22 protein-coding genes and 1 pseudogene are annotated in these 22,982 nt (G+C 65.8%); 18 read left to right on the forward strand and 5 right to left on the reverse strand.

The window, feature by feature from the left end:
• Positions 1 to 137: 137 nt before the first annotated feature.
• The 6 genes and pseudogenes from MTO99_RS13295 (at position 138) to MTO99_RS13320 (ending at position 7,045) form a co-directional block, all read left to right on the forward strand.
• Complete coding sequence (locus MTO99_RS13295; RefSeq protein ID WP_243554122.1) at positions 138 to 1,190, forward strand: putative F420-0 ABC transporter substrate-binding protein; 1,053 nt, start codon at positions 138 to 140, stop codon at positions 1,188 to 1,190.
• A 50-nt stretch (positions 1,191 to 1,240) separates the two neighbouring features.
• Positions 1,241 to 2,323: a putative F420-0 ABC transporter permease subunit gene (locus tag MTO99_RS13300; RefSeq protein ID WP_435520760.1), complete on the forward strand. Its 1,083-nt coding sequence runs from the start codon at positions 1,241 to 1,243 to the stop codon at positions 2,321 to 2,323.
• Positions 2,320 to 2,997: pseudogene (locus MTO99_RS13305) on the forward strand (ABC transporter ATP-binding protein); the annotation flags it as partial. The gene MTO99_RS13300 and the pseudogene MTO99_RS13305, both read left to right, overlap by 4 nt.
• Positions 2,998 to 3,533: 536 nt before the next feature.
• Complete coding sequence (locus MTO99_RS13310) at positions 3,534 to 4,592, forward strand: IS110 family RNA-guided transposase (protein WP_243554124.1); 1,059 nt, start codon at positions 3,534 to 3,536, stop codon at positions 4,590 to 4,592.
• A gap of 21 nt (positions 4,593 to 4,613) precedes the next feature.
• Entirely contained in the window at positions 4,614 to 5,237 is a 624-nt protein-coding gene (locus MTO99_RS13315; protein WP_243554125.1) for an ATP-dependent DNA ligase, read from the forward strand.
• Between the two features lie 1,112 nt (positions 5,238 to 6,349).
• The gene (locus MTO99_RS13320) at positions 6,350 to 7,045 is read left to right on the forward strand and encodes a hypothetical protein (RefSeq protein WP_243554126.1); all 696 of its coding nucleotides are present in this window, start codon (positions 6,350 to 6,352) and stop codon (positions 7,043 to 7,045) included.
• 3 nt (positions 7,046 to 7,048) lie between these two features.
• Here MTO99_RS13320 and MTO99_RS19190 read toward each other — a convergent pair whose 3' ends face one another.
• Positions 7,049 to 7,261, reverse strand: coding sequence for a PLD nuclease N-terminal domain-containing protein (locus MTO99_RS19190; RefSeq protein ID WP_354002486.1), 213 nt, complete (start codon positions 7,259 to 7,261; stop codon positions 7,049 to 7,051).
• 317 nt (positions 7,262 to 7,578) lie between these two features.
• A complete protein-coding gene (locus tag MTO99_RS13325; protein WP_243554127.1) occupies positions 7,579 to 7,824 on the reverse strand; it encodes a DUF2188 domain-containing protein in 246 nt (81 codons plus the stop codon).
• A 209-nt stretch (positions 7,825 to 8,033) separates the two neighbouring features.
• Between MTO99_RS13325 and MTO99_RS13330 the strand changes: the two genes are divergently transcribed.
• The 3 genes from MTO99_RS13330 to MTO99_RS13340 all read left to right on the forward strand — a co-directional run bounded on the left by MTO99_RS13330 (position 8,034) and on the right by MTO99_RS13340 (position 9,811).
• Positions 8,034 to 8,435: a hypothetical protein gene (locus tag MTO99_RS13330; protein WP_243554128.1), complete on the forward strand. Its 402-nt coding sequence runs from the start codon at positions 8,034 to 8,036 to the stop codon at positions 8,433 to 8,435.
• Positions 8,432 to 9,151: an RES domain-containing protein gene (locus MTO99_RS13335; protein ID WP_243554129.1), complete on the forward strand. Its 720-nt coding sequence runs from the start codon at positions 8,432 to 8,434 to the stop codon at positions 9,149 to 9,151. The genes MTO99_RS13330 and MTO99_RS13335 overlap by 4 nt, the downstream gene beginning before the upstream one ends.
• 219 nt (positions 9,152 to 9,370) lie before the next feature.
• Entirely contained in the window at positions 9,371 to 9,811 is a 441-nt protein-coding gene (locus tag MTO99_RS13340; RefSeq protein WP_243554130.1) for a hypothetical protein, read from the forward strand.
• Positions 9,812 to 9,839: 28 nt separating this feature from the next.
• On the opposite strand, the gene MTO99_RS13345 is transcribed toward MTO99_RS13340, so the two are convergent.
• Positions 9,840 to 10,313 (reverse strand): hypothetical protein, encoded by a 474-nt coding sequence (locus MTO99_RS13345; RefSeq protein ID WP_243554131.1) that lies wholly within the window; start codon positions 10,311 to 10,313, stop codon positions 9,840 to 9,842.
• A gap of 116 nt (positions 10,314 to 10,429) precedes the next feature.
• Here MTO99_RS13345 and MTO99_RS13350 point away from each other — a divergent pair, with 116 nt between their 5' ends.
• Positions 10,430 to 11,062 (forward strand): TetR family transcriptional regulator, encoded by a 633-nt coding sequence (locus tag MTO99_RS13350; RefSeq protein ID WP_243554132.1) that lies wholly within the window; start codon positions 10,430 to 10,432, stop codon positions 11,060 to 11,062.
• A 1,292-nt stretch (positions 11,063 to 12,354) separates the two neighbouring features.
• Here MTO99_RS13350 and MTO99_RS13355 read toward each other — a convergent pair.
• Positions 12,355 to 13,505 (reverse strand): IS3 family transposase gene (locus tag MTO99_RS13355; protein ID WP_243554133.1). Its coding sequence is split into 2 segments (ribosomal slippage): positions 12,355 to 13,235 and positions 13,235 to 13,505, totalling 1,152 coding nucleotides; the frame shifts between segments, so codons are not numbered across the junction.
• A 129-nt stretch (positions 13,506 to 13,634) separates the two neighbouring features.
• On the opposite strand from MTO99_RS13355, the gene MTO99_RS13360 reads away from it, so the two are divergent.
• The gene (locus MTO99_RS13360) at positions 13,635 to 14,303 is read left to right on the forward strand and encodes a hypothetical protein (RefSeq protein ID WP_243554134.1); all 669 of its coding nucleotides are present in this window, start codon (positions 13,635 to 13,637) and stop codon (positions 14,301 to 14,303) included.
• Between the two features lie 100 nt (positions 14,304 to 14,403).
• Here the strand turns inward: MTO99_RS13360 and MTO99_RS13365 are convergent, their stop codons facing one another.
• Positions 14,404 to 14,901 carry a toll/interleukin-1 receptor domain-containing protein gene (locus MTO99_RS13365; RefSeq protein ID WP_243554135.1) on the reverse strand — a complete coding sequence of 166 codons (498 nt, stop codon included), beginning with the start codon at positions 14,899 to 14,901 and terminating at the stop codon, positions 14,404 to 14,406.
• 990 nt (positions 14,902 to 15,891) lie between these two features.
• On the opposite strand from MTO99_RS13365, the gene MTO99_RS13370 reads away from it, so the two are divergent.
• The 7 genes from MTO99_RS13370 to MTO99_RS13400 all read left to right on the forward strand — a co-directional run bounded on the left by MTO99_RS13370 (position 15,892) and on the right by MTO99_RS13400 (position 22,894).
• Positions 15,892 to 16,473: a hypothetical protein gene (locus tag MTO99_RS13370; RefSeq protein ID WP_243554136.1), complete on the forward strand. Its 582-nt coding sequence runs from the start codon at positions 15,892 to 15,894 to the stop codon at positions 16,471 to 16,473.
• A gap of 101 nt (positions 16,474 to 16,574) precedes the next feature.
• Positions 16,575 to 17,129 (forward strand): RES family NAD+ phosphorylase, encoded by a 555-nt coding sequence (locus MTO99_RS13375; RefSeq protein WP_243559098.1) that lies wholly within the window; start codon positions 16,575 to 16,577, stop codon positions 17,127 to 17,129.
• A 142-nt stretch (positions 17,130 to 17,271) separates the two neighbouring features.
• Positions 17,272 to 17,652 carry a hypothetical protein gene (locus MTO99_RS13380; RefSeq protein WP_243554137.1) on the forward strand — a complete coding sequence of 127 codons (381 nt, stop codon included), beginning with the start codon at positions 17,272 to 17,274 and terminating at the stop codon, positions 17,650 to 17,652.
• A 617-nt stretch (positions 17,653 to 18,269) separates the two neighbouring features.
• Positions 18,270 to 19,420 (forward strand): IS3 family transposase gene (locus MTO99_RS13385; protein WP_243554133.1). Its coding sequence is split into 2 segments (ribosomal slippage): positions 18,270 to 18,540 and positions 18,540 to 19,420, totalling 1,152 coding nucleotides; the frame shifts between segments, so codons are not numbered across the junction.
• Between the two features lie 689 nt (positions 19,421 to 20,109).
• On the forward strand, positions 20,110 to 21,162 hold the full coding sequence (locus MTO99_RS13390) for a peptidoglycan-binding domain-containing protein (RefSeq protein ID WP_243554138.1): 1,053 nt from the start codon (positions 20,110 to 20,112) through the stop codon (positions 21,160 to 21,162).
• Positions 21,159 to 21,800, forward strand: coding sequence for an ABC transporter ATP-binding protein (locus MTO99_RS13395; RefSeq protein ID WP_243554139.1), 642 nt, complete (start codon positions 21,159 to 21,161; stop codon positions 21,798 to 21,800). Before MTO99_RS13390 ends, MTO99_RS13395 begins: the two co-directional genes overlap by 4 nt.
• Positions 21,797 to 22,894, forward strand: a complete 1,098-nt coding sequence (locus tag MTO99_RS13400) for an ABC transporter permease (protein WP_243554140.1) — start codon at positions 21,797 to 21,799, stop codon at positions 22,892 to 22,894. The genes MTO99_RS13395 and MTO99_RS13400 overlap by 4 nt, the downstream gene beginning before the upstream one ends.
• Positions 22,895 to 22,982 lie beyond the last annotated feature (88 nt).

A 22,982-nucleotide genomic window follows, 5' to 3' on the forward strand; every position in this document is an offset into this window, starting at 1 on the left:
GCACCGCTGCACCTAGACTGGGCGAAGACCGCCGGCCGAGCTGTGGCCGGTCGCGATGGCCCGGGCTGTGGGCCGTGAGTCCCCGACCTCCGTCGGATGCACCTCATCCACGCCGTCACGCCTGCCCCGGAGCATCCATGCCATTGCGAACCATCCGTCGTCCCCGCTCGCACCGCACCCGCCGCACGCTCGCGCTCGCGGCCCTGCCCGCCGCGCTCCTCCTGCTGGCCGGCTGCGCCGCCCCGAGCGCGAACGGCGACAGCGGCGACGCCGAGTCGGCGGCCGACACCGCATCATCCGGTTTCCCGCTCACGGTCGACAACTGCGGCACCGAGGTGACCTTCGACGCCGCGCCCGAGCGGGTGGTGACGATCAAGTCATCGACGTTCGAACTGCTGCTCGCCCTCGGTCTCGGCGACCGGGTGGTCGGCACCGCGTTCAGCGACGGGCCGGTGCCCGACGACGTGATCGGCGCGCCCGGGCTCGCCGGCGAGGCATCCGATCCGCCCGTGGTCAGCGACAAGGTGCCGTCGCAGGAGGCGACCCTCGCGCTCGAGCCCGACCTCGTCTTCGCCGGGTGGGAGTCGAACCTCACCGCCGACGGCGCGGGCGACCGCGCGCTGCTCGAGCAGCTCGGCGTGCGCACCTACGTCGCACCCGCCGCCTGCAAGGGCGAGGGGTACATGCCCGACCCGCTCACGTTCGACGAGGTCTTCCGCGAGTTCGAGGAAGCCGGCGCGATCTTCGGCGTGCCGGATGCCGCGGAGCGACTCGTGACGGCCCAGCGCGCCGCGCTCGACGACGTCGCCCCTGACGACCGCGGACTCACCGCGCTCTGGTACAGCTCGGGCGACGAGACCCCGTACGTCGGCGCCGGCATCGGCGCGCCGCAGATGATCATGGCGGCCGCCGGGCTCGAGAACGTCGCCGGCGACGTGCACGACACCTGGACGTCGATGGGGTGGGAGGCGATCGTCGCCGCGAACCCCGACGTGATCGTGCTCGTCGACGCGCCGTGGAACACCGCCGACCAGAAGATCGCGCACCTCGAAGCCAACCCCGCGACCGCGGCGATGCCGGCGGTGCAGCAGGGGCGCTACCTCGTGGTCGACTTCCCGGCGACCGAGGCGGGCGTGCGGAACGTCTCGGCGGTGCAGTCGCTCGTCGAACAGCTGGGGGAGCTGGGCTGATGCGCCCAGCGGGTGCCGCCTCCGCTGGTCGAGCAGGGAACGACGCGACCGTGTCGAGACCCCGCAACGCCGCTCACCAGGTCTCGATACGCTCGCTGACGCTCGCTCCTCGACCAGTAGGCGGTCGGCGCACGAACGCCGCCCTCTGGGCCGGCGGCCTGGCCGTCGCGCTCGCGGTGTCGATCGTGGCGGCCGTCACGATCGGCCCGGCCGGCCTCGCGCCGGTCGACGTGATCCGCACCGTCGCCGCGCACCTGGGGCTCGGCACCTCCGACCTCACCCATCTGCAGGACGCGATCGTCTGGGAGCTTCGGATGCCCCGCGTGCTCGCCGCGGCGGCGGTCGGCGCCGGCCTCGCGCTCTGCGGCGCGGTGATGCAGGCGCTCACCCGCAACCCGCTCGCCGACCCCTACCTGCTGGGGTTGTCGTCGGGCGCTTCGGTCGGCGCCGTGCTCGTGCTCGTGCTCGGTCTCGGGCTGATGCTGCCGCTGGCCGCGTTCATCGGCGCACTCGCCGCGCTCGCCGCGACGCTCGGGCTCGCGCGCGCGGCCGGCGGTCTCAGCCCCACCACCACGGTGCTCGCCGGGCTCGCCGTGTCGGCCGCCTTCGGCGCGGTCACGAGTCTCATCATCTTCTGGAGCGCCACGACCGACAGCTACCGCGAGATCCTGAACTGGCTGCTCGGCTCGCTGGCCGGCGCCGACTGGTGGTCGGTCGCGCTCGCGGGCGGGGCGCTCGCGGTCGTCGGCGTGCCGCTGCTGTGCAGCGGGCGCACACTCGACGCGTTCACGTTCGGCGATTCGGCGGCGGCGGCGCTCGGCGTGCACGTCGCCCGCACCCGGGTGCTGCTGCTGATCGCGACCGCGCTGCTCACGGGTGCGCTCGTCGCGGTGAGCGGTGCGATCGGGTTCGTCGGACTCATCCTGCCGCACGCGGTGCGGCTCGCGATCGGGCCGGGCCACCGCGCCCTGCTGCCGCTGTCGGCGCTCGCCGGCGCGGTGTTCCTGGTGTGGGTGGACACCGGTGCGCGCACGATCTTCGACCCGCGCGAGCTGCCGGTCGGCATCCTCACCGCGCTGGTCGGCGGCCCGGTCTTCGCCGCCCTGCTCATCAGGTCGAGGAGGAGCGCATGACGGATGCGTCGCTGACGACGGTTCCGCACTCGGATGCCACGGCGCCCGCCCCGACGCACGGCGCGGCGCCCGAGGCATCCGCCCTCGATGTCGCCCACCTGCGGTTCGCCCGACGCGACCGTCTCGTGCTCGACGACGTCGGCGTCGAGCTGCCCCGCGGCACCGTCGGCGCGCTCGTCGGGCCGAACGGCGCCGGCAAGTCGAGCCTGCTGCACGTGCTCGCGGGCGTGGAACGGCCCGATGCCGGGCTCGCGCTGCTCGGCGGCGACGACCTCGCCGTGCTGCGCCGCCGCGAACGCGCCCGACGCATCGCGCTCGCCGAGCAGGAGACGCGCGACGCGCGCACGCAGGGGCTGCGCGTCGCCGACGTCGTGGCGCTCGGGCGCATCCCGCACCAGGGCGCGTGGGGCGGCGACCGGGCCGCCGACCGCGAGGTCGTCGCGCGCAGCCTCGAGGCGGTGGATGCCGCGCCCTTCGCCGCACGCGGGTACGACGAGCTGTCGGGCGGCGAGCGCCAGCGCGTCAACCTCGCCCGTGCGCTCGCCCAGGAGCCCGAGCTGCTGCTGCTCGACGAGCCCACGAACCACCTCGACGTGCGCGCCCAACTGGTGACCCTCGACCTGCTGCGCCGACTCGCGGCCGACGGACTGACCGTGCTCGCCGCGCTGCACGACCTCGGCCTCGCGGCGTCCTACGCCGATCACGTGGTGGTGCTCGCCGAGGGCCGCGTCGTCGCCGCAGGCCCGACCGACCGCGTGATCACGGCGTCGCTCGTGCGCGACGTGTGGGGCGTGGACGCCGAGGTGACCCGGCATCCGCGCACCGGCCGACCGGTGGTGCACTACCTCGGCATCGCGCGCTGACGCGCCGGCCGGCCGGCGCGAGTCGGGACGGATGGCCGGCGCGAGTCGGGACGGATGCCCGGCGCGAGTCGGGACGGATGGCCCGCTGCGAGGCATCCTCACGGGCGTAGCGTGGACCTCAGTGTCAGGGTGACAGTGCCGCTTCGCGGTGGTTGGATCCTGATCACCTGGTGTCTGGCTCGTAGCGTGACTGCCGCTTTCGGGTTGGCGTGCATGCGTTTTGCCGATGCCGGGTGTGATGGACCGGCCGGCGTGACTTGATAGGAGCGTGGCATCGCCCCCGACTGAGGTTTGTCCGCCGACCGGCCCAACCTGTCCCGTTCGGATGTTGGAAGGAGACGATTCCCATGGTGATCGTCATCGGTGCGGATGTCCATAAGGCCACGCACACGTTCGTCGCGGTCGACGACGTGGGCCGCAAGCTCGGTGAGAAGACCGTGAAGGCCACGACCGGTGGCCACGAGACGGCGATGCGGTGGGCCAGACGCGAGTTCCCTGGCGAGTTGCGGTGGGGTATCGAGGACTGCCGCCACCTGTCAGCACGACTCGAGCGCGACCTCCTCGCGGCGGGGCAGGACGTGGTGCGGGTGCCGCCGAAACTGATGGCCCAGTCCCGCGCATCGTCCCGGGAACGGGGCAAGTCCGATCCGATCGATGCGATGGCCGTGGCCCGCGCGGCGCTGCGCGAACCCGACCTCCCGGTCGCGTCGCACGACGAGTCGACCCGTGAACTGAAACTGCTCGTCGACAGGCGGGAAGACCTGGTCGGCGAACGAACCCGTCAGATCAACCGACTCCGCTGGCATCTGCATGAACTGGATCCCGAGTTCGATGTTCCGGTGAAAGGGTTCGCGATCAGCAAGCAACGGAGACGCGTCGCGGACTGGTTGGACGGCCGCGACGGACTGGTCGCTGAACTGGCACGCGATGTCCTCGCGGACATTGACGCGGGCAGCTCCCGCATCGACGACCTCGAGAAGCGGATCACTGCGTTGGTCGAGGACCGTTACCCGCACCTGCTCGCGATCCCCGGCTGCGGCGCTCTGACGGCGGCGAAGATCGCCGGAGAGACCGCGAACGTCGACCGCTTCCGGTCCGAAGCATGCTTCGCGATGAACGCCGGCGTCGCACCCCTGCCGGTCTGGTCAGGGAACACCAAAGGGCGGGTCCGGATGAGTCGCACCGGGAACCGGCAACTCAACGCAGCCCTTCACCGCATCGCCGTCACCCAGATCCGACTCGACAGCCTCGGCCGCGCCTACTACCGCAAACGACTCGACACGGGCGACTCCACCGTCGAAGCCCTCCGCTGCCTGAAACGACGCCTCGTCCGCATCGTCTTCCATGCCCTCCACACCGACCAGCACCCCGCACAAACCCCCGCGAGCCACCCACTCGCGGCCTAACACTTGACATATGAGAAACGCATGGCGAATCCCGTTCGCGGTGCCGCGGCGGTCGCGCTGGCGCGCTCCGCGGCCGAACTCCCGGCGGCGGCAGCGCTGCGCGGCGGCACACTCTATGAGCCCAAATGGGACGGGTTTAGAGCCATTCTCGTCGTCGCCGCTGACGTGCGCTCGCTCCCGCTCGAGCGGCGCCGCCAGCTGCTCGACGAGCTCGGCGCCGAATGGCGGCCGACGCTGCACCTCTCGATGGTCACCGACCAGCTGCAGCAAGCACGGGAGTGGTTCGACGAACTCGCGGCCGCGGGCGTCGAGGGGGTCGTCGCGAAGGCGGCCGCCGGCCCCTACGTCTGCGGTGCCCTCGACTGGATCAAGGTCAAGCGCCGCGAGACGCTCGACGTCGTACTCGGGGCCGTCATCGGTCCGATTACGCGGCCCGAGGCGGTCGTCGTCGGCCGCTACGACGAGAACGGCCGACTGCGGATCGCGGGGCGCTCCGCACCGCTGCAGCCGCACGTCTGCCGACAGCTCGGCGCGCAGCTGCGCGCGGCCGACCCGGGGCACCCGTGGCCGGCGGTGCTCGCGCCAGCTGCGCTCGGCGGGCGCTTCACGGGTGCCCGCGATCCGATCGAGCTCACGCTTGTGTAACCCGTCGTCGCCGAGATCTCGGCCGAGGTCGCGACGGCCGGCGGTGCGTTCCGCCACCTGGTGCGATTCGTTCGGCTACGCTCCGAACTCGACCCGCTCACCGTCGCTCAACCGCCGGTGTGATCACCCTTAATCGACCTGAGCCTCGCAACACCCCGGGGTCGTACTTGGACAGTATGGCTGCCGTCGTCGTTGTGCTCAACGGTGAAGGGCGCTTCGGCGATCTGTCTCGAGGGCACGTGAGACCACGCTGAGTTGTGAGCGGCGACGTACTCGACCGGATCATCCGCGATCCAACCCTCCCCGCCACCGACAGCGCCGCTGATCCGAAGACGCGCGACGGTCGTCTTCGGAAGCCGCACCATCGCAGCGAGTTCTCGCACGGAAAGGGGTCAGGCCACCGAGTTGTCCGCCCTCGAAGAGAGCGAATTTGAGCGCGTCTTCCTCGACGTCCTGCGCTGCGAGTCGTCGTGACCGCGCATTGCGATATGCGAGGAGGGCTGCTTCAAGTTCCATCCGACGCTTGCCGTGTCCCATGTTGGGACACGAACACATGGTGTCCCAACCTGGGACAGGTTGCGGTGGAAAAGTGCCCCGTGCGTTGCTGCCCTGCGCACCGGAGCGTCGATGATGCCACGCCAGGGCGTGATGACTCGCCGTCTATCCGAGGCCGAGGGGGCGTATACGATGTGCCGTAGGTGCAGGAAACCGCCTCTGATCTGGGGTTTCCGACATAAATATATTATCGGCGCGAAACGGTCGCGAGTTGCATCTGATGCGAGAACTCGTCGCACCTCTTAAATCTCCGCGTGACTCCGGGACTCCATCACAAGGATCGAATCGTCACCACCGATAGATGTGCTCGCCGTGGGCGCCACCCGGCAGTGCCGCCTGTCTGTCGTCGACGGCAACGAACTCGAAGCATCGAATGCGAGGCTCGGTCGACGTATCGCGCGAAGGACTTGTGCATCAAGTCAGATCTAAAGCCGACTTGTCAGCAACAAAACCGCCTGCCATCGTGCAGAAGGGCGCGAGCCCGTCCTTTCCCGAACGATGGAGAACGAATGCGCATATTGAGATCGGCTCTCGCTGCCGTCTCCGCGGTCGCCCTCATGGTTGGCGTCGCGACCGCACCAGCTCATGCCGAAAGCAAGACGGAAACAGCCGTTATAGCTCAACTCGAGGGTTGGCTGATCGACCACGGGGTCGGCGATGTCGTCGCGGACGGCCTCATCGAGAAGCTGAAACGAGGAGAGGCGTGGGATTCGGTTTCTGGCGCTGACTACGTTCTCCAGGAGGAACGAGTCATCAATGGCGTGCCGACGACCGTGCAGACGTTCGCAGATGGCTCAATCATTCTCCTGGGAATGGTGGAGCTGCCGTCGAAGTCCAACGCTTCTGAGACGGTGGCCCGCGCTTTTTCACCGAAGGCGAGTTCGCTGCTCAACCCGACCATTTCTGAGTGCCAGGAGGCAGGGAGTCCGGTCTGGTACAATGTAGAGGACTGCTACATCTTCTATTCCTCGGGCATGATCACGATGAGCTTCCGCGGGGGGTGGGAGGCGACCAAGGGCCCCACCGCTGATGAAGTGTATGAGCCCTATGACGAAGCCAAGCTCCTCATCGGCGTGACAGTCTCGGCAGAAGTCCTCGAGCGGACTAGGCGCTACGAGGACGTGACGTCGGGCGTACCCGCTGAAGCACGCTACCGCGTCTCGGGCACGATAGACGTCGGTATCCCGATTTCGACCGACTCGAACCTCAGGCTCCTGGTGGGCGAAGACAAGGGCTGGCCGGAATACGGATGATATCTATTTGCGGGGCCGGCTCTGAGCCGGCCCCGCATCACGTGGCTTACCGCTTGAAGCGGCGAACCATACGATCGCACCGAAGAACGGCATAAAGAGTACTGCGACAAGCCAGGCGGTTTTCTCCACCTCGGACATTGAAGTTCTCCCCATATCTCGGAGAACGTAAACAAGGACTGAGGCATACGCACCGATCACCAGCACGCCGAGGGCCACAGCTCTCAGAACCTCCAACGGCCTTCTCCCTCATCTCGTCATGCCAAACGCTACCGCCCCTGATGGCAGTCCGACGAGTGCCCGGACTCGCTCTCCACGGAGGCGCGACTGTAAATCACAGATCACCCCCGTGAGCGGCCAACCCCTTTCGCACGGTGGCCAAAGCATCGGCAGTGGACGGTCGATCTTCCTGACACCGGGCTTCGACTCCGTGATGGCGCGAGGCCCGATCTGCGCGCTGCTATACCACTAGAACGGGCTGTAGACCTGCGGTGCGAAGAGGGGGCCCGCACTAGCGAGTGCCGACCCCCTACCGCCTACTTCTTGTCGGTTGGCGGGTGCGGGTCGTTCCCTGGGCGTACGGTGTCGGAGTCGCGGATCTGACCGTTGCGGCCGTGGATCCTCACTTCCCCGCCGCCCAGGTTCGTGACGATCTGCCGTGCGCGATCAGTCGCACCCGCCTGGGTCGGCAGATGCGCCGATGCGCGGTCTGCGCCAGGCGCTCGCACGTCCCATCCGCCGTTCGGGTTCGGAACTACGTGCCGGTTGTTGCTGTTGCCCATGAAGGGCTCCTGTCTACTCGTTTCGAATGTGCTGCCGTCTGGCCCCCAAGCACGGGCACAGGGTAAAGGCGGCCACCGACATCCAGACAAGTTCAGCCGCATCGAGCGGGCGAACTCGAGGCGGGCAATCGAGGCTCTGTCGGCAACTGTAGTAATTGTCAGTGCAATTACTCCTGCGATTTACGTGTAACTTCGGTATCATTGGCCGTATGGGTACCGCACTGGCGTCGTCTGATCAGCGCCCCGGACTTCGGGCCTATGAGGATTCTGTCCGCTTGCCATTCGCGAACCTTGTGGGCGACTTGCGCGAGATTCTTGGCGTGCGCCTGGTGGCGTATATCGGTGGTGTGAAGTCTGCGCGGATGGTGAGTGCGTGGGCGGATGGCTCGAGCGAGCCTGGTGAGAAGGATCGCGAGCGGCTCCGTCATGCGTTCCACGCCGCCGCGTTGCTGCGCGATCGATACGACGCGACCACCGTACAGTCGTGGTTCAAGGGTATGAATCCCGCGCTCGGGGATGTCGCGCCGGCGCAGGTTCTCCGCGACGTGGAGCCGTTCGAGGGGGCTCCTGAGGTGATCGCGGCCGCAAAGTCGTTCACGACGATCGGATGAGCGTCCCCGACCTTGAGGTCACCGACGAGCCCGCAGACGTCTGGCATGTCGGGCGCTCGCCAGACCCGTGGGGCTGGGCGCCGTGGAAGTACGCGGGGGATGCTGGCCGGTTCAATGGGCGTTGGGATGATGAACTCGGAGAGTTCCGGACCATCTACACAGCCGACAGCTTGCTCGGGTGCTTTCTCGAGCTGCTTGCCCATTTCCGGCCGAGCACGCCCGTGCTCGCTGCGCTCGACGAGATCGAGGACGACGACGGCACGATCGCGGCCTTCGGGGAGGCCGGGGTCGGCGTGGTCGGGTATTCGTGGCTCGACGGGAGAGAGTACGGTTCTGCTTCGCAGACGGGCAGATACTGCTTCATCACGCACTCCCGCACCGTCGCAGCACTGCAGCGTCATTATCCGTTCGGCCGGCACGGCATCGCGGCCATCGACGTCGATGCTGCATTGCTGAAGGACGCGCATGATCGAGTCCTGACCCGGTCTATCGCACGATGGGTCTATGATCTCCGCGACGACGACCGTCGTGAGGTCGTCGATGGAATCGAGTTCCGGTCCCGTCACGGCGATGACATCCACGTGTGGGCCATATTCGAGCGCAGCCGAGATGACTCGCGGAGCCATCATCTCAACACAACCTCGGAACCCGAGCCTGTCACGGACGCCCTTCCCGAACTAGTCGAGGCCATGCGCCGATTCGGCCTTAGCTGGTGACTGCCATACCGCTTCCGGTTGGCCGCGACACCACATGGCGATAGGAGCGGCGGCGGTGCCGTGTAGACCAGGGGCTCGCCGGGGATTGTTCTCGTCCTTCGAGGCCATGAACGGTCCTTTGGGGTCGAGCCCGTCAATCAAGTAGCCCACTGCAAATTACCCCATCGACTCACAGACGCGTGGGTTGACAGGCCAGGAGCTCGCGCGTTGACTGCCCACATGGAATACGCATCTGCCGACACATCAAACTTGAACTCGGGCGGGAGCGCGGGTCGGAATCCCGCGACGCGGTCGCGGACGTCTCGGTGGTACTTTCCCGCTGTTGGCATCGTGGCGGCAGCGGCAGTTGTCACGTCGGTCTTCTTGCCACAGCCTGCAGCTGGCCTTGTTCTCGTCGTCGCGGCAATTGTTGTTGGAGTGATCGACTTCATCGCCCGCAAATCCTCTGGCGGTTCCCCGCTCTCACCCCCACTCAGCCGGCGTGCAGTCGTCTACGTCGCGGCCGTGGCAGTCGTGCTGGTTGGTTCGCTCGTCGTGGCATGGACCCTGCTCCGTCCGGGGGATTCTCAGTGGTTCGTATGGATGCTGGGCGCGTTCGTGTTCGCAGTGGTCGCGAGCGGGGTTTGGGTGGCAGAGGAGCGCACTGACCGCATCGCTTGATACGGCCAGCGCGCTGCGGGAAGGCCTGCTACGCGACGCAGGAGACGTACAAGCCCGCGGCCGTCAGTCCACCCACGACGACCCAGGCGGTTGCACCTGTGGGCGGGAAGACGAAGAGGGCGACGCCGCTCGCGACCGCGAGAACGCAACCCGTGTTCCACGGCGGAACCTGCGCCGCTCCGCCGCCGTAAGCGAGGTGGTAGTTCGCCACCATTGACCCGTTGATGTACTTCTGGAGGTAGCTTCCGTGACAGTCGGTCGTCGGCTCGCCCACCTGGAGCGACCAGCTATTTCCATCGGGCATCTGACAGATGTACTCATACTCCCCCGTCATTGGCACCGCGACGGGTTCGGGAGCAGCGGGGCCGACCACTGTCAGGTTCGCAGTCAGCGGAGCCACGGTCGGCGCCGGTTCCGGGGTGGCCGCGTACACCGCCGTCGGGGCGAGGAAGGTCATGGCGGCGATCGCCAGACCAGTGATGATGCTTGCCAGCTTCTTCATCTTCCAACCTCTCTCTTCGACAGGAACGGTTCGTCCCCGTCAGGTGGTCAGGAAGCTATTTCCTGGACGGTCGGCCAGGGAATAGCGTCCTCATGTATCGACCACGAGGAGGTGGGATGACCACTAGAGGCAAGATCGGGCTCTACAAGATCAGCGAAACTGGGCAGGATAACGCGACACCTGTAATCCTCAGAGCTGCAATCGAAGAGTTCGATGAGGTCGGATTTACCGCCGCGAGCATAGCCCGCATAGCGCAACGAGCGGGCGTATCAAAGTCACTGGTCAGCTACCATTTTCCGGCCAAGATCTTCCTGGCTTCCACGGTGGTGCACCTGGCGTACCCAAATGGCGTGTTCATGGGAGTGCCGCGGCACGCAGTCAGCCCACTCGAAGCGATCGTTGAAGCAACTGAGCACGTCGCGGACAGCGTCGCACACACCCAGTTGGCTCGCGTGGCGATCCGACTCCATCGCCGCAAGGATGTCCGCGCCGATGGCAGCCCAGACAGGTACAGCGGCTGGCTCGCACGCATCAGCGACTATTTCGAAGAAGCGCGCCAGCTAGGACAGATTCCTGAGGATTCGGACGTGTCCTACCATGCCCGCCTGCTTGTCGCCGGCGTCGCGGGACTCCTGAGTCTGGCCACCGATACGAACGACTACCTGACGATCGTTGACGATGCGCGCGCGATGGTTCAAGACCGAATCAGTCTGATCTGGGTAGAGGGAAGTCTTCAGGGCAAAGCGTGAGGCGTCGACGTGGCCATGCCGATCAACCATTGCCCCGACTGGAATCTCAAGCGAAGCCCGACAATCCGTCACCAAGCCAAACGAGGAACTGAATCGCCCGGCATGGCCGAAGAATGGGTTCCTTGGCAAGCATCCGTCGCATGAGACCGCGGACTCGGTCTGTTCAGCCTCGTCGGTTTACCTGCCGCTCAGTCAGTCGGAAGTGACGGGGCAGCTGATCCATCGCGAGCACCGGTGGGGGACCGGCTATCGGGCCCCAGGGTGGGTATCGACGGCTCGACCGGATCGGGCCCTAGGGTGGGTATCGACGGCTCGACCGGATCGGGCCCTAGGGTGGGTATCGACGGCTCGACCGGATCGGGCCCTAGGGTGGGTATCGACGGCTCGACCGGATCGGGCCCTAGGGTGGGTATCGACGGCTCGACCGGATCGGGCCCTAGGGTGGGTATCGACGGCTCGACCGGATCGGGCCCTAGGGTGGGTATCGACGGCTCGACCGGATCGGGCCCTAGGGTGGGTATCGACGGCTCGACCGGATCGGGCCCTAGGGTGGGTATCGACGGCTCGACCGGATCGGGCCCTAGGGTGGGTATCGACGGCTCGACCGGATCGGGCCCTAGGGTGGGTATCGACGGCTCGACCGGATCGGGCCCTAGGGTGGGTATCGACGGCTCGACCGGATCGGGCCCTAGGGTGGGTATCGACGGCTCGACCGGATCGGGCCCTAGGGTGGGTATCGACGGCTCGACCGGATCGGGCCCTAGGGTGGGTATCGACGGCTCGACCGGATCGGGCCCGCTGTTAGGGGCTAGGAACTCTGGCACTGAATCCCGGTAGGAGACGCGGCGGGCATTTCACCGGGATGGAGTGCCAGATATAGAAGTGTCTCCGGTAGCGTCGGCGTGTGCGGCGGTCTGTTGAGGAGTGGCGGGGTCTCGCTGAGGCGGCAATCCTTGATTTTCTCAGTGTCGAGCGGGCATTCGTGGCGTATGAGTTGGAAGCCAAGGTGGCTGAGCGGCGGTGGGGAGAGTTTCCGACGATCAATCCGCATCACCTCACGTTCGCGCGGATGAAGTTGGAGCAGGCCGGGGTTCTCGAGTCGACGGTCTTGTCCACGCGCGGTGGGTCGTTCCAACGGGTGGTGACGATGGCGGGTCCGTCGAAGGTGGCGCAGCGGGCGGCTGGGCGGAAGCGGTTGTTGGCTGCGCGGTATCACAGCTGGACGCAGGTGACGAAGGAGTGGAACCCGTCACTCGTCGGGCCTGCGCTCGAGCGGGTCTGGGCCGCCCCCTTCATTCGGTCCGGACGCTCTGTGAGTCGTCGGTTTCGATTTGATGGGTGCACTGCCGAGCGTACTCGGCGGGCGGTAGGTAGCCGAGCGAGGAGTGCCGGCGGTGATGGTTGTACTCGTCCTTCCAGTCGCCGATCACGACCTGCGCGTGCAGCAGCGAGTAGAAGCTGTTGATGTTCAGGCACTCGTCGCGGAGCCGGCTATTGAACGACTCGACGTACCCGTTGCGCCACGGCGAGCCCGGCGGGATGTAGCTCAGCCCGGTGCGGGTGCCGGCCCAGTCGGCCATCGCGTCGCTGATGAACTCCGGTCCGTTGTCGGATCTGAGCACGGCCGGGGCGCCGCGGACGGCGACGAGGTCCTCGAGGTGAGCGGTGAGCCGTTCGGCCGTGATCGACCGCTCGGTGAGCCCACCTATGCACTCCCGGGTGTGCTCATCGACGATCGAGCAGATCTTGATCGGACGGCCCTGCTCGTCGGCATCGAACTGGAAATCGACCGCCCACACCACGTTCGGCGCATCCGCGGCAGGTGCCTCGACGGTCGAGGACCCGACGCGTTTGCGTCGACGCCGTTGCGGGACGCGCAGACCCTCGACACGCCAGAGGCGTTGGATCTTCTTGTGGTTCACGACCCAGCCCTCGGCGCGGGCGTCGTGATACGCCCGCCGGTACCCGCAACGCGGGTGCTTCTTCGCCCAGGCGCGCAGCCAGTCCCGTAGCGCACGGTCCGGGTCCGCGACCGTGTCGCCCTTGAGCGGGCGCCGGTATGCGGAGCGAGAGAGCCCGGCCAGGCGGCACGCCATCCGTTCGCTCACCCGCAGTGTCCTGATCAGGTGAGCGACGGCGGCGCGGCGCCTGCCCGGGCTTAGAAGTTTCCCTCAGCCAGCTCCTTGAGCGCGGCCTTCTCCAGCTCCGCCTCCGCGAGCAGCCGCTTCAGCGTCGCGTTCTGCTTCTCAAGCTCCTTCAGACGCTTCGCGTCGTCGGCCTTCAGCCCGCCGTACTGGTTACGCCACCGGTAGTACGTCTGCTCGGAGATCCCGAGCTCCCGGCACACCGCCGCGACATCCGCGCCGTCAGCGAGCATCCGGTCGGCCTGACCGAGCTTGCGAACGACCTGCTCCGGGGTATGACGCTTCCTGCTGTTCGACATGATCTGACCAGTCTCCCTGCCCGCAACCACGGGCAACAGGACGACTCTCAGAACCACCGGACCTACGAAAAGGGGTCAGCCCAGGTCGTACATGCTTCGCTCACGGAGGCGGCCCCGCACGGGTACCGGTTGCTGAATCCGGCGGGTGGCGAAGTCCGGGTAGTGCTTGGAGCAAGGGTGCCGGGCGGGCCGCTGGACAACGGTGCCTGGCATTTTGGGGTTGATGCGGCGGGGGCACCGTCGCGGGCCACGCTCGTTCCGATCGAGGCGAAGAATCTGCGTCAGTGGATATACCCACGAACACAGGAGCTCTATCAGCTCCTGGACAAGGCCGTCACGTTGCAGCTCGATCATCCTGATCGGTGGATGGTTCCAGTATTTGTGTGCCGGTGGGCGCAAGACCCGCTCGGATCGATGGCCAGGCAGATCGGGTTCCACTTGATCACCACACGGAATCAGTACATCCGTCCGCTGATCCTCAACGACGCGGATAACGCTCGCAAACTGGAGGAGATTAACCGCGAATTCGAGTACCGGCTTGTGCCGCACGACGAGGCCGTGCCGGCGATGGTGAAGCAGTTCCGGCAGTACCTACCAGCACGTATCGATGAGGCAGCAGAGCGGTGGGCAGCGTTCGCGGCTCACCCGGATGTGCCTGACCTTGTTGCCGCGCTCCGGGACGACGAGATATCGAACCAGGAGCGCGCAGAGTTCAAGGACGAGCTCGGCCGGTGTGTACGCGAGGTCACCGGAGAAGACGTGCTGTGGGCCGCAGACGAAGCAGACCACGAGACGTGAGGCTCCAGACAATTATGCGTCGGTGCCGGTCTCAATGACGCAGTGACGCGCATCAGTGGAGGCTCGGGTCTGCGCCTGGGCGCGATGCTTTCAGTGAGGCTTAGCCAGCCTTCGTGCTGAGTTCGTCGGCTTCTTCGCCGTCGAGCGTCGCAACTAACTCGGCGATCTTCGCGGCGATGTCAGCCATGGAGTCCTCGGACGTGCTCAGCCCACCACGCGATGCGAGCAAGGGGCTGACCTGGTCAAGCTCTTCGAACGTCACGTCATGCAGAACCGGCACAAGGAGATTTCGGCGCAGCAGAGCGCTGAGCTCGCTACCTGCGACGCTCCGGTCGGTGCGTAGGCGATCGAGCATGGCAGGCGTCACTAGCACGATTCCGATGCGCGAACTCACGAGCCCCTTGTCGATGGCTCCTCGCATGTCAGTACCGAGTGTGAGGCTCACCTCACTGAACCACACCGACACGTCCTCATCGACTAGTAGGTCGTAGAGATTCTTCGCATCGGTCTGACGGTCGGGCCAGGCGTGGCAGAGGAACACGTCGTTCGCCTGCGTTCGGGACTCGGCCGCTTTGCGTACTGGCTCGAGGTTGCGCACCTCCTGCGGCGTGTATGAGACCGTCGAGGTGCTCGGCGACCAACTAGGACGAGCGGTGCGACGTCCCCCACCGCCTCCGCTTCTTGAGCCACTCACGCTCTCTTGCGTGTAGGTCGGGCGCGGGGTGTAGGTCGTCGGCGGCGTGTAATATGCCCTGGACGAGTACCGGCCCCCGTGTACAGGACACGCTGCAGCTCCGCTGGATGTCCGATGGCCTTGGCGCGGGGCTGTGCATCCACTCATGACCGGATCGTAGCAGCGGCGGTTGTTCCCGAAGGCCATCCGCTTGCGGGCGTCCGTCAGTGGACGCAGAGACGCACTTCTTCGAGTCTCGATCGAGGTGGCTCCGAAGCGATTCCTCGCCATCTCGGCGGCATGGCGGCCCCTGATGGAGCGTGTGCCCAACCGATGCGGAGGATGACATGGAGTGGGTAATTGTCGCGGCGGTCGTGGTTGTTGTGCTCGGAGTCGTCGTGACGGCGCTCCTCGTCGTTCGCGAGCGACGGAATCGTTCACTAACTGAGCATCACCACGGGGCTCAGGGAGACGCGTCGCATGCGGAGGCGATGGGGCGCGCATATGCAGCGGATGCTGGGCGCGGCACAGGTGTCGCCAGGGGGTGGCGGCTTCTAGCTCGTCTGCGGGATCTGCGCAGAGTTGGTCGATGAAATGCCTGATCAACAGCTTTAACGAAGCTCGGGGTTGACCTTAGGAGATGTTCTATCGGACATAATCAACATTATCGGCTTACCGGATGAGTATTTTTCTGATCCCGATGATCGCGAGGATGCCTTGTACACCGCTCCACCACGGTTCCGAGAGCAACGGACTCCAACCAGTTCGCTCTCATGCCTCGCACGCCGGAAGCATAGGGCTCCTGGGCCTCTCCTAAGAGAGGGCCGGCGACGAACAGGATCGCTGAGGGGGCGCATCCTCGAGCCAGAACCCCATTACTTACGCTAGGATAATCATGTAAGAAAGAGGTGTGCGATGAGTATCGCTGCGACTCAGCGGGACATCGAGCGCGTGCGAGGGCCTTTGCGTGAGGCGTTGGCGGAGGCGCATGTGGTGAACGATGCGGAGGTGCTGGAGCAGGTCGTCGCGCAGGTGGTGCGAGCCCGGCTAAGTATGGCTGCGCTGGCTCCAGCGATGCAGAGGCTGCCCGCCGTGCCGGCGGGGCTTGCTCGGATCGCGCAGGCGACCGAGAATGCGTGGAAGCGGATCGAGGATGAGTTCGGGCTGCTGACGAGCACCGAGGTCGCCGCGCGGCTCGGATCACGCAATGCGAACCGGGATCTCGCGAAGACGTATCGCAAGCGGGGGCAGCTCCTGGCGGTGCGTCGGTTGAACTCCTTCCGGTATCCCGGGTTCCAGTTCACCCGGGACGGTCAGGTCCGCTCGATCATCCCGGAGCTGGTGGCGCTGGCGGAGGAAATCGGCTGGCCGAGTGAGGAAGTGGTGCTCTGGTTGTGCGCACCGTCCGGGGCGTTCGATGGTGACCGGCCGGTCGACCATCTCGATGAGGCTGACCTCATCCGGCGCGCCCGTGAGACGGCGACGGTCGAGTGGTAGCCGGGCCGCACGAGCTCCCGGACCCGCCGCTCGTACCGGACCCGCCGGAGCCGTTCACCCCGGCCGTCGAGCTACTCCGGGCGGGCACGTTGCTGTATCGGGTGCACGGGAACACACGCCTCGGGAACGAGTTCAACCCAGGCGCCGGTGGGCGGACCCGGTTCGCGTTCTTCCTACGACCGCCCGTGCCGGTGTTGTACGCCGCGACTACCGAGGAAGCGGCGATCAGCGAGAGCATCCTGCACGACGTGCCGGCCGCCGGCGGTCAGGTCCGCCCCCGCGATTACCAGGGCAGGGTCGTCAGCCGCCTTAAGACCACGACGGACTTGCGCCTCGTCTCCTTCCACGGACTCGGGCTGCGCCAACTCGGCATCGAGCCCCGCCAGCTCACCGACACCGAGAGCATCCACTACGACCGCACCGTGCAGTGGGCTGAGGCCGCGCACGAGTTCGAGCGTCAGGGCCGGCGTGCTCACGGCACCTCCTGGATGAGCCGGCGCTGCAACTCCGACAAGGCGGTCATGCTCTTCGGCGATCGCGTCCCAGCCGACGCGCTCGCGATCGACGCCTCCTACGGGCGCGCGTTCGACCTGCCCGCTGACCTGGCCTGGCTCAGTGACTTCTGCGCTCCCCTGCACATCGACGTCGTCGGATGAACGCGAGTAGGCGATATGCAATCGGCCAGACCGTTTGAACTAAGAGAACACCACCTGGAACGCTACTGATGAGCGGGTGGAAGCCTTGACGGGCTTGCTGAGCGTAGAGACCAAGCGACTAATTTCGTAGAAATGAGATCGGGTGACCGCGATTGAAACGCACGAGCCAGTCGAGCCGATCGACTGGCCCAACGGCCATGTCCAGGTTGCAGCCGCTCCACGGTTGGCTGGGAGCGAGCACAGTCTCTCGGACGCCGACATAAATGTTGCTCTCACGGCCGAGGATGCCAACGAGTGCATACTCATCACAATCGGGGAAGCGCGGCACTACCTCCATAGCACGACTGCTCGAGCTCTCAGTGACAAGCTGCTCGCGTTCAACGGGCCTCCCGTGATGATCACCATTCATGGCATCACCCACACGACCGGCGGCGCGACCGCGCGCGCCTCGAACACGTCGCTGCGCGCTCGGCTCGTCGAATGGAACCGCAACGCAGTCGCGAAAGGGGTGTTGCCGGTCTGATCGGTTCGTAACGCGCTAGCGCTCCCGCTCGGAGGAGAGCGAATCGGGGCTGGCAACTCGACGCAAGGTTGCAGCCGCTGATGAAGTGCTGCGTGCGAGGACGGGGGCGAGACCCCGTGCGCAATCCGAACGGCCTCTATCGCACGCGAATGGGTTGCCGCATCGATATCGAGAGGTGGCTTACCGCGCATTTGCCTCGCCCTCGAATCGAGTTCCGCCTCATCGCGGATTCGATCACCGTGAGTAGCGAGGTAAGCCCGGACATCTCGGAGGAAGTCATTACGTTGGCGGATCAAGGTTGAGTATTGTGCCCATCCCTCGATCAGGTTCGGTGCGACATCTCCGTGGCTTAGGCGCCGGACCTCAGCTCGACTGCGTGCACGGTTGAAGAAGGCATCCGCGGTTGTAGCGTTGAAGCGCCGCTCCGCCGCGAGCGTTGGATGAAGCCTACGCGCGGGCAGGCCTGCCGCGGCAAGGCGTCGCTCGAGCTGCCGCTTCTCGCGAGATTGCGCCCTATACCGGTCCCGTTGCTCTTGGGCTGACCCCTTTTCGTAGGTCCGGTGGTTCTGAGAGTCGTCCTGTTGCCCGTGGTTGCGGGCAGGGAGACTGGTCAGATCATGTCGAACAGCAGGAAGCGTCATACCCCGGAGCAGGTCGTTCGCAAGCTCGGTCAGGCCGACCGGATGCTCGCTGACGGCGCGGATGTCGCGGCGGTGTGCCGGGAGCTCGGGATCTCCGAGCAGACGTACTACCGGTGGCGTAACCAGTACGGCGGGCTGAAGGCCGACGACGCGAAGCGTCTGAAGGAGCTTGAGAAGCAGAACGCGACGCTGAAGCGGCTGCTCGCGGAGGCGGAGCTGGAGAAGGCCGCGCTCAAGGAGCTGGCTGAGGGAAACTTCTAAGCCCGGGCAGGCGCCGCGCCGCCGTCGCTCACCTGATCAGGACACTGCGGGTGAGCGAACGGATGGCGTGCCGCCTGGCCGGGCTCTCTCGCTCCGCATACCGGCGCCCGCTCAAGGGCGACACGGTCGCGGACCCGGACCGTGCGCTACGGGACTGGCTGCGCGCCTGGGCGAAGAAGCACCCGCGTTGCGGGTACCGGCGGGCGTATCACGACGCCCGCGCCGAGGGCTGGGTCGTGAACCACAAGAAGATCCAACGCCTCTGGCGTGTCGAGGGTCTGCGCGTCCCGCAACGGCGTCGACGCAAACGCGTCGGGTCCTCGACCGTCGAGGCACCTGCCGCGGATGCGCCGAACGTGGTGTGGGCGGTCGATTTCCAGTTCGATGCCGACGAGCAGGGCCGTCCGATCAAGATCTGCTCGATCGTCGATGAGCACACCCGGGAGTGCATAGGTGGGCTCACCGAGCGGTCGATCACGGCCGAACGGCTCACCGCTCACCTCGAGGACCTCGTCGCCGTCCGCGGCGCCCCGGCCGTGCTCAGATCCGACAACGGACCGGAGTTCATCAGCGACGCGATGGCCGACTGGGCCGGCACCCGCACCGGGCTGAGCTACATCCCGCCGGGCTCGCCGTGGCGCAACGGGTACGTCGAGTCGTTCAATAGCCGGCTCCGCGACGAGTGCCTGAACATCAACAGCTTCTACTCGCTGCTGCACGCGCAGGTCGTGATCGGCGACTGGAAGGACGAGTACAACCATCACCGCCGGCACTCCTCGCTCGGCTACCTACCGCCCGCCGAGTACGCTCGGCAGTGCACCCATCAAATCGAAACCGACGACTCACAGAGCGTCCGGACCGAATGAAGGGGGCGGCCCACTCTTCATTCGCTCTCCACCCCGAATCGGGGTTGATTGCGCGGCTCGCAGCATACGTGCGGCGTGCCTCGCGCAGCTTCTCGGGATCCTGGCCTTGTCGAGCGTCGCGTCGAGCCTTGATCGCCTCTTTGTTGCGATGGTAATAGTCGCGCTTCTGCGCGCGAACCCCCTCCGGATTTCGCTCCTTGTACCGCTCCCGTGTCGCCCTGACCTTTTCGGGGTTCTTCTTCGCCCACTCCCCCACACGCTCAGACTCGCGCTTGCGCTGCTGCTTCTCGGCGCTCCTGCGGGCGGTGTACTCGCGCATGTAGTCGCGGTTGCGCTCGCGAATACGGTTGGCGTTTGCCGCGTACCACTCAGCCTTGTAGTTGGGGTGGGCGTCCCACCAGGCCTGGCGGCTCGCACGTGCATTCGCGAGTCGCTCTTCCTCTGGGAGGGGCGGGTTCAATGTACGTCGGTGTCGGGTGTAGCTAGGTTCGTCAGCAGTCCGCAGCTCTCGCCTCCTGGGCGAGGGACAGGACAACTGCGTCGTCGCTGCCGTACCGACTGGGGACAACCGCATCGACTAGCCTGAGGCACAACGACAGCGAGCTCTTCGTACCGGGGAAGAAAAGTAACGAATGCGAGACCGAGTCAACGAAATCCCAGTGCATCAACCGCATCGGCGTTGGCGGCTGTTGGCTATCGGAGCGGGCACCGTAGCGTTGCTTGGCGGCGCCGCGCTAGTGGGGTGGGCGGCCTTTGTCGTATTCGCGCCGCCAGGTGAGGCCATCGTTGAGGCCGCGTTCACCGATGTGACGGTGCTCGAAGGGGAAGTCGGTTCCTCTATCTCGTTGAACACGGTCGCGGAGTGGACGCAGCAGCCCGCTGGCACGAATCAGGCCGTAGGCGTCGTAACTGCGGTGCGGGCCCAGCCCGGGGACGAGGTAGCAGCAGGTCAGGCCTTGTATGAGGTCGGCTTGCGCCCAATTGTCGTGGCACAGGGTGAAACACCGGCCTTCCGTGACCTTACAGTGGGGGCAGAAGGTGCGGACGTGCTGCAAGTGCAGGAGTTCCTTGCCGCGCTTGGCTTCTATGACGGAGCGCAGGACGGCGAGTTCGGGACCGCAACCGCAGCTGCAGTGATGGAATGGCAGGACTCACTTGATGTCGAGGACGACGGCGTCGTCCGTGCTGCAGACATCGTTTTCGTGCCGAACCTCCCGGCGCGAGTGAGTCTGAATGGCGAGAAAGTCTTCCGAGGTGCGACGCTGGTAGGCGGCGAGACAGTGGTATCGGTGCTATCAGGCGAACCGAGTTTCAAAGTTCCGGTCACGGCGCAGCAGGCTGCGAAGATCCCGCCTGGGACTGAGGTCGAGATCACCGTCCAGGAAGCGGTCTGGCATGCGGTGGCCGCGGGTCAGGAACCGTCGGATGCTGTCGACCAAGTACAGATCACACTCACGGCGACTGACGGAGGGGCGATCTGTGGCACCGAGTGCGCTCTCGTGCCTGTCGAGGGTGAGTCGATACTCCCGTCACGCGTCATCACCCAACCGACAGTGCCTGGCTTGGTCGTCCCGTCCGCTGCGCTCCGGAGCTCACCGAATGGGACGGTTTCGGTCATCGGGGTCGATGGTGCTGAATACCCAGTCACGGTGGTCGCGTCCGCACGTGGGATGTCCGTCATTGAGGGAGTCGAAGCCGGCACCAAAGTGCGCATCCCAGCTGAGCCGGAAGCATCCAGGTGAAGGTTGCTCTTGCGGCTCGCGAGCTCAGCTTCCGATACGACCCCGCGACGCCGCTGCTGGAGAACTGGTCTGCCGAGTTCCACTCGGGAGAAGTGGTCGCAGTTACCGGCCCATCCGGTAGAGGCAAATCGACTTTGCTGTACCTGCTCGGACTGATGCTAAAACCGAGCAACGGCGAGATCCTCCTGGATGGGCGAGCCTTGCACGATCGAAGTGACCGCGAGCGCGCGGCCGCGCGAGCTGGCCGGTATGGTTTCGTGTTCCAGGATGCAGCGCTCGACCCTTCGCGCACCGTTCTGGACAACATCCTCGAGACCACCCTCTATCGGGGCGGGCGCCGGGACGATTTCGTGCGCCGAGCAGATGCGCTGATGGAGCAGCTAGGAGTCGCGCTTCGTCGAGACGCGAAGCCGGGTCAGGTGTCGGGTGGGCAGGCGCAGCGTATCGCTCTGTGTCGAGCGCTGATCGGTAACCCCGGCGTGCTGCTTGCTGACGAGCCAACCGGAAATCTCGATCCGGCATCGTCGGACGTTGTTGTTCAGGCCCTGCACGAGCAAGCCGGCCGTGGCGCTGCAGTTGTGGTTGTGACCCACGATCCAACCCTTGTCGAGCGTTGTCACCGGAGGATTGAGCTGTGAGATCCGTGCAAGTGGTGATGCGCGAGGCGATAGTTTCCGCGCTGACGGCTCCTGTCGCCTCGTTGATCACGCTCGTGATGATTGCTGGGATGTGCAGTGCGGTGATATTGACATCGGGTCGTACGGTCGGAGCAGAGCAAGCAGTTATCGGCTCGATCGATTCCGCTGGCACACGATCAATCGTGATTCGAGCCAAACCTGAAGCCGGTTTGGATTCCAGCGTGCTCGATCGAATACGTGGACTCGGCGGCGTTGAATGGGTCGGCGCTTTCAGTGCCACCGATGACATGCGCAACGAGGCGTTCCCGGGCGGGGCCCCCGTTCCTCTCCGGTTGGTATGGGCTGATAGCTGGTCGGCCGCTGGAATGCCCGCATCCGTTCCAGGTGGGGGTGAGATTGCGTGGGGGTCGCAGACTGCGCTCGATCAGCTCGGGATGTCCCATCCGGTCGGCGCGATCGCAGACGCTGATGGTGTTGGTTATGCAGTTGGCGGGCGCCTAGAGCTTCCCACGCATCTTTCATTTCTCGAACCAGCTGTATTCGCGCCGCAGCCGCCGACTTCCTCAGGGGCGGTCGCGGTGCTGGTAGTCGTCGCCGAGCGTCCGGATCTAGTCGCGCCCTTGGCGACCGCCGTCACCGGAGTGCTTGCGGTTGATGATCCTACCAAGGTGACAGTGCAGACCAGTGAAGCGCTCGCGACCCTTCGCGGCCTGATCGAGGGGCAGTTGGGCGCGTTCGGTCGAACGTTGACGATCGGGATCCTGTTGCTGACCGGTGCCCTAGCCGCGGTAACCCTATATGGCCTTGTGATGTTGCGACGCAAGGACTTTGGCCGTAGGCGTGCGCTCGGTGCCAGCCAGCGATTCATTGTTGCCTTGCTTGTGGTTCAAAGTGGGCTTGTCGCTTTCACAGGCGCTGTTCTTGGCAGTATTACGGCGCTGTCTGTGTTGGCAGGTGCGGGCGACCCGGTTCCTGGACTCGCTTACGTTGCGGGGCTAGTCGTGCTCGCCGTGGCAGTGGGGGTAACTGCGAGCCTATTACCCGCGATGGCAGCTGCCCGGCGTGAACCGATACGCGAGCTGCGAGTTCCGTGAGGGATCCTGAGCCCAGATACTGTCAGGCCACCGAAATCCGCTCTTCCCCGACGAATCAGCTGATGGCTAATGTGAGGTCAACTGGTCT

The sequence above is a fragment of the Agromyces larvae genome, assembly GCF_022811705.1.
GTDB classification, from domain to species: domain Bacteria; phylum Actinomycetota; class Actinomycetes; order Actinomycetales; family Microbacteriaceae; genus Agromyces; species Agromyces larvae.

Bases quoted from the DNA above. Each gene is read 5' to 3' on its own strand.
- MTO99_RS13295 (WP_243554122.1), top strand. From the start codon at position 138: ATGCCATTGCGAACCATCCGTCGTCCCCGCTCGCACCGCACCCGCCGC.
- MTO99_RS13330 (WP_243554128.1), top strand. From the start codon at position 8,034: ATGGGTACCGCACTGGCGTCGTCTGATCAGCGCCCCGGACTTCGGGCC.
- MTO99_RS13350 (WP_243554132.1), top strand. From the start codon at position 10,430: ATGACCACTAGAGGCAAGATCGGGCTCTACAAGATCAGCGAAACTGGG.
- MTO99_RS13325 (WP_243554127.1), bottom strand. From the start codon at position 7,824: ATGGGCAACAGCAACAACCGGCACGTAGTTCCGAACCCGAACGGCGGA.
- MTO99_RS13345 (WP_243554131.1), bottom strand. From the start codon at position 10,313: ATGAAGAAGCTGGCAAGCATCATCACTGGTCTGGCGATCGCCGCCATG.
- MTO99_RS13320 (WP_243554126.1), top strand. From the start codon at position 6,350: ATGGTTGGCGTCGCGACCGCACCAGCTCATGCCGAAAGCAAGACGGAA.
- MTO99_RS13310 (WP_243554124.1), top strand. From the start codon at position 3,534: ATGGTGATCGTCATCGGTGCGGATGTCCATAAGGCCACGCACACGTTC.
- MTO99_RS13335 (WP_243554129.1), top strand. From the start codon at position 8,432: ATGAGCGTCCCCGACCTTGAGGTCACCGACGAGCCCGCAGACGTCTGG.
- MTO99_RS13340 (WP_243554130.1), top strand. From the start codon at position 9,371: ATGGAATACGCATCTGCCGACACATCAAACTTGAACTCGGGCGGGAGC.
- MTO99_RS13315 (WP_243554125.1), top strand. From the start codon at position 4,614: ATGGCGAATCCCGTTCGCGGTGCCGCGGCGGTCGCGCTGGCGCGCTCC.
- MTO99_RS13370 (WP_243554136.1), top strand. From the start codon at position 15,892: ATGAGTATCGCTGCGACTCAGCGGGACATCGAGCGCGTGCGAGGGCCT.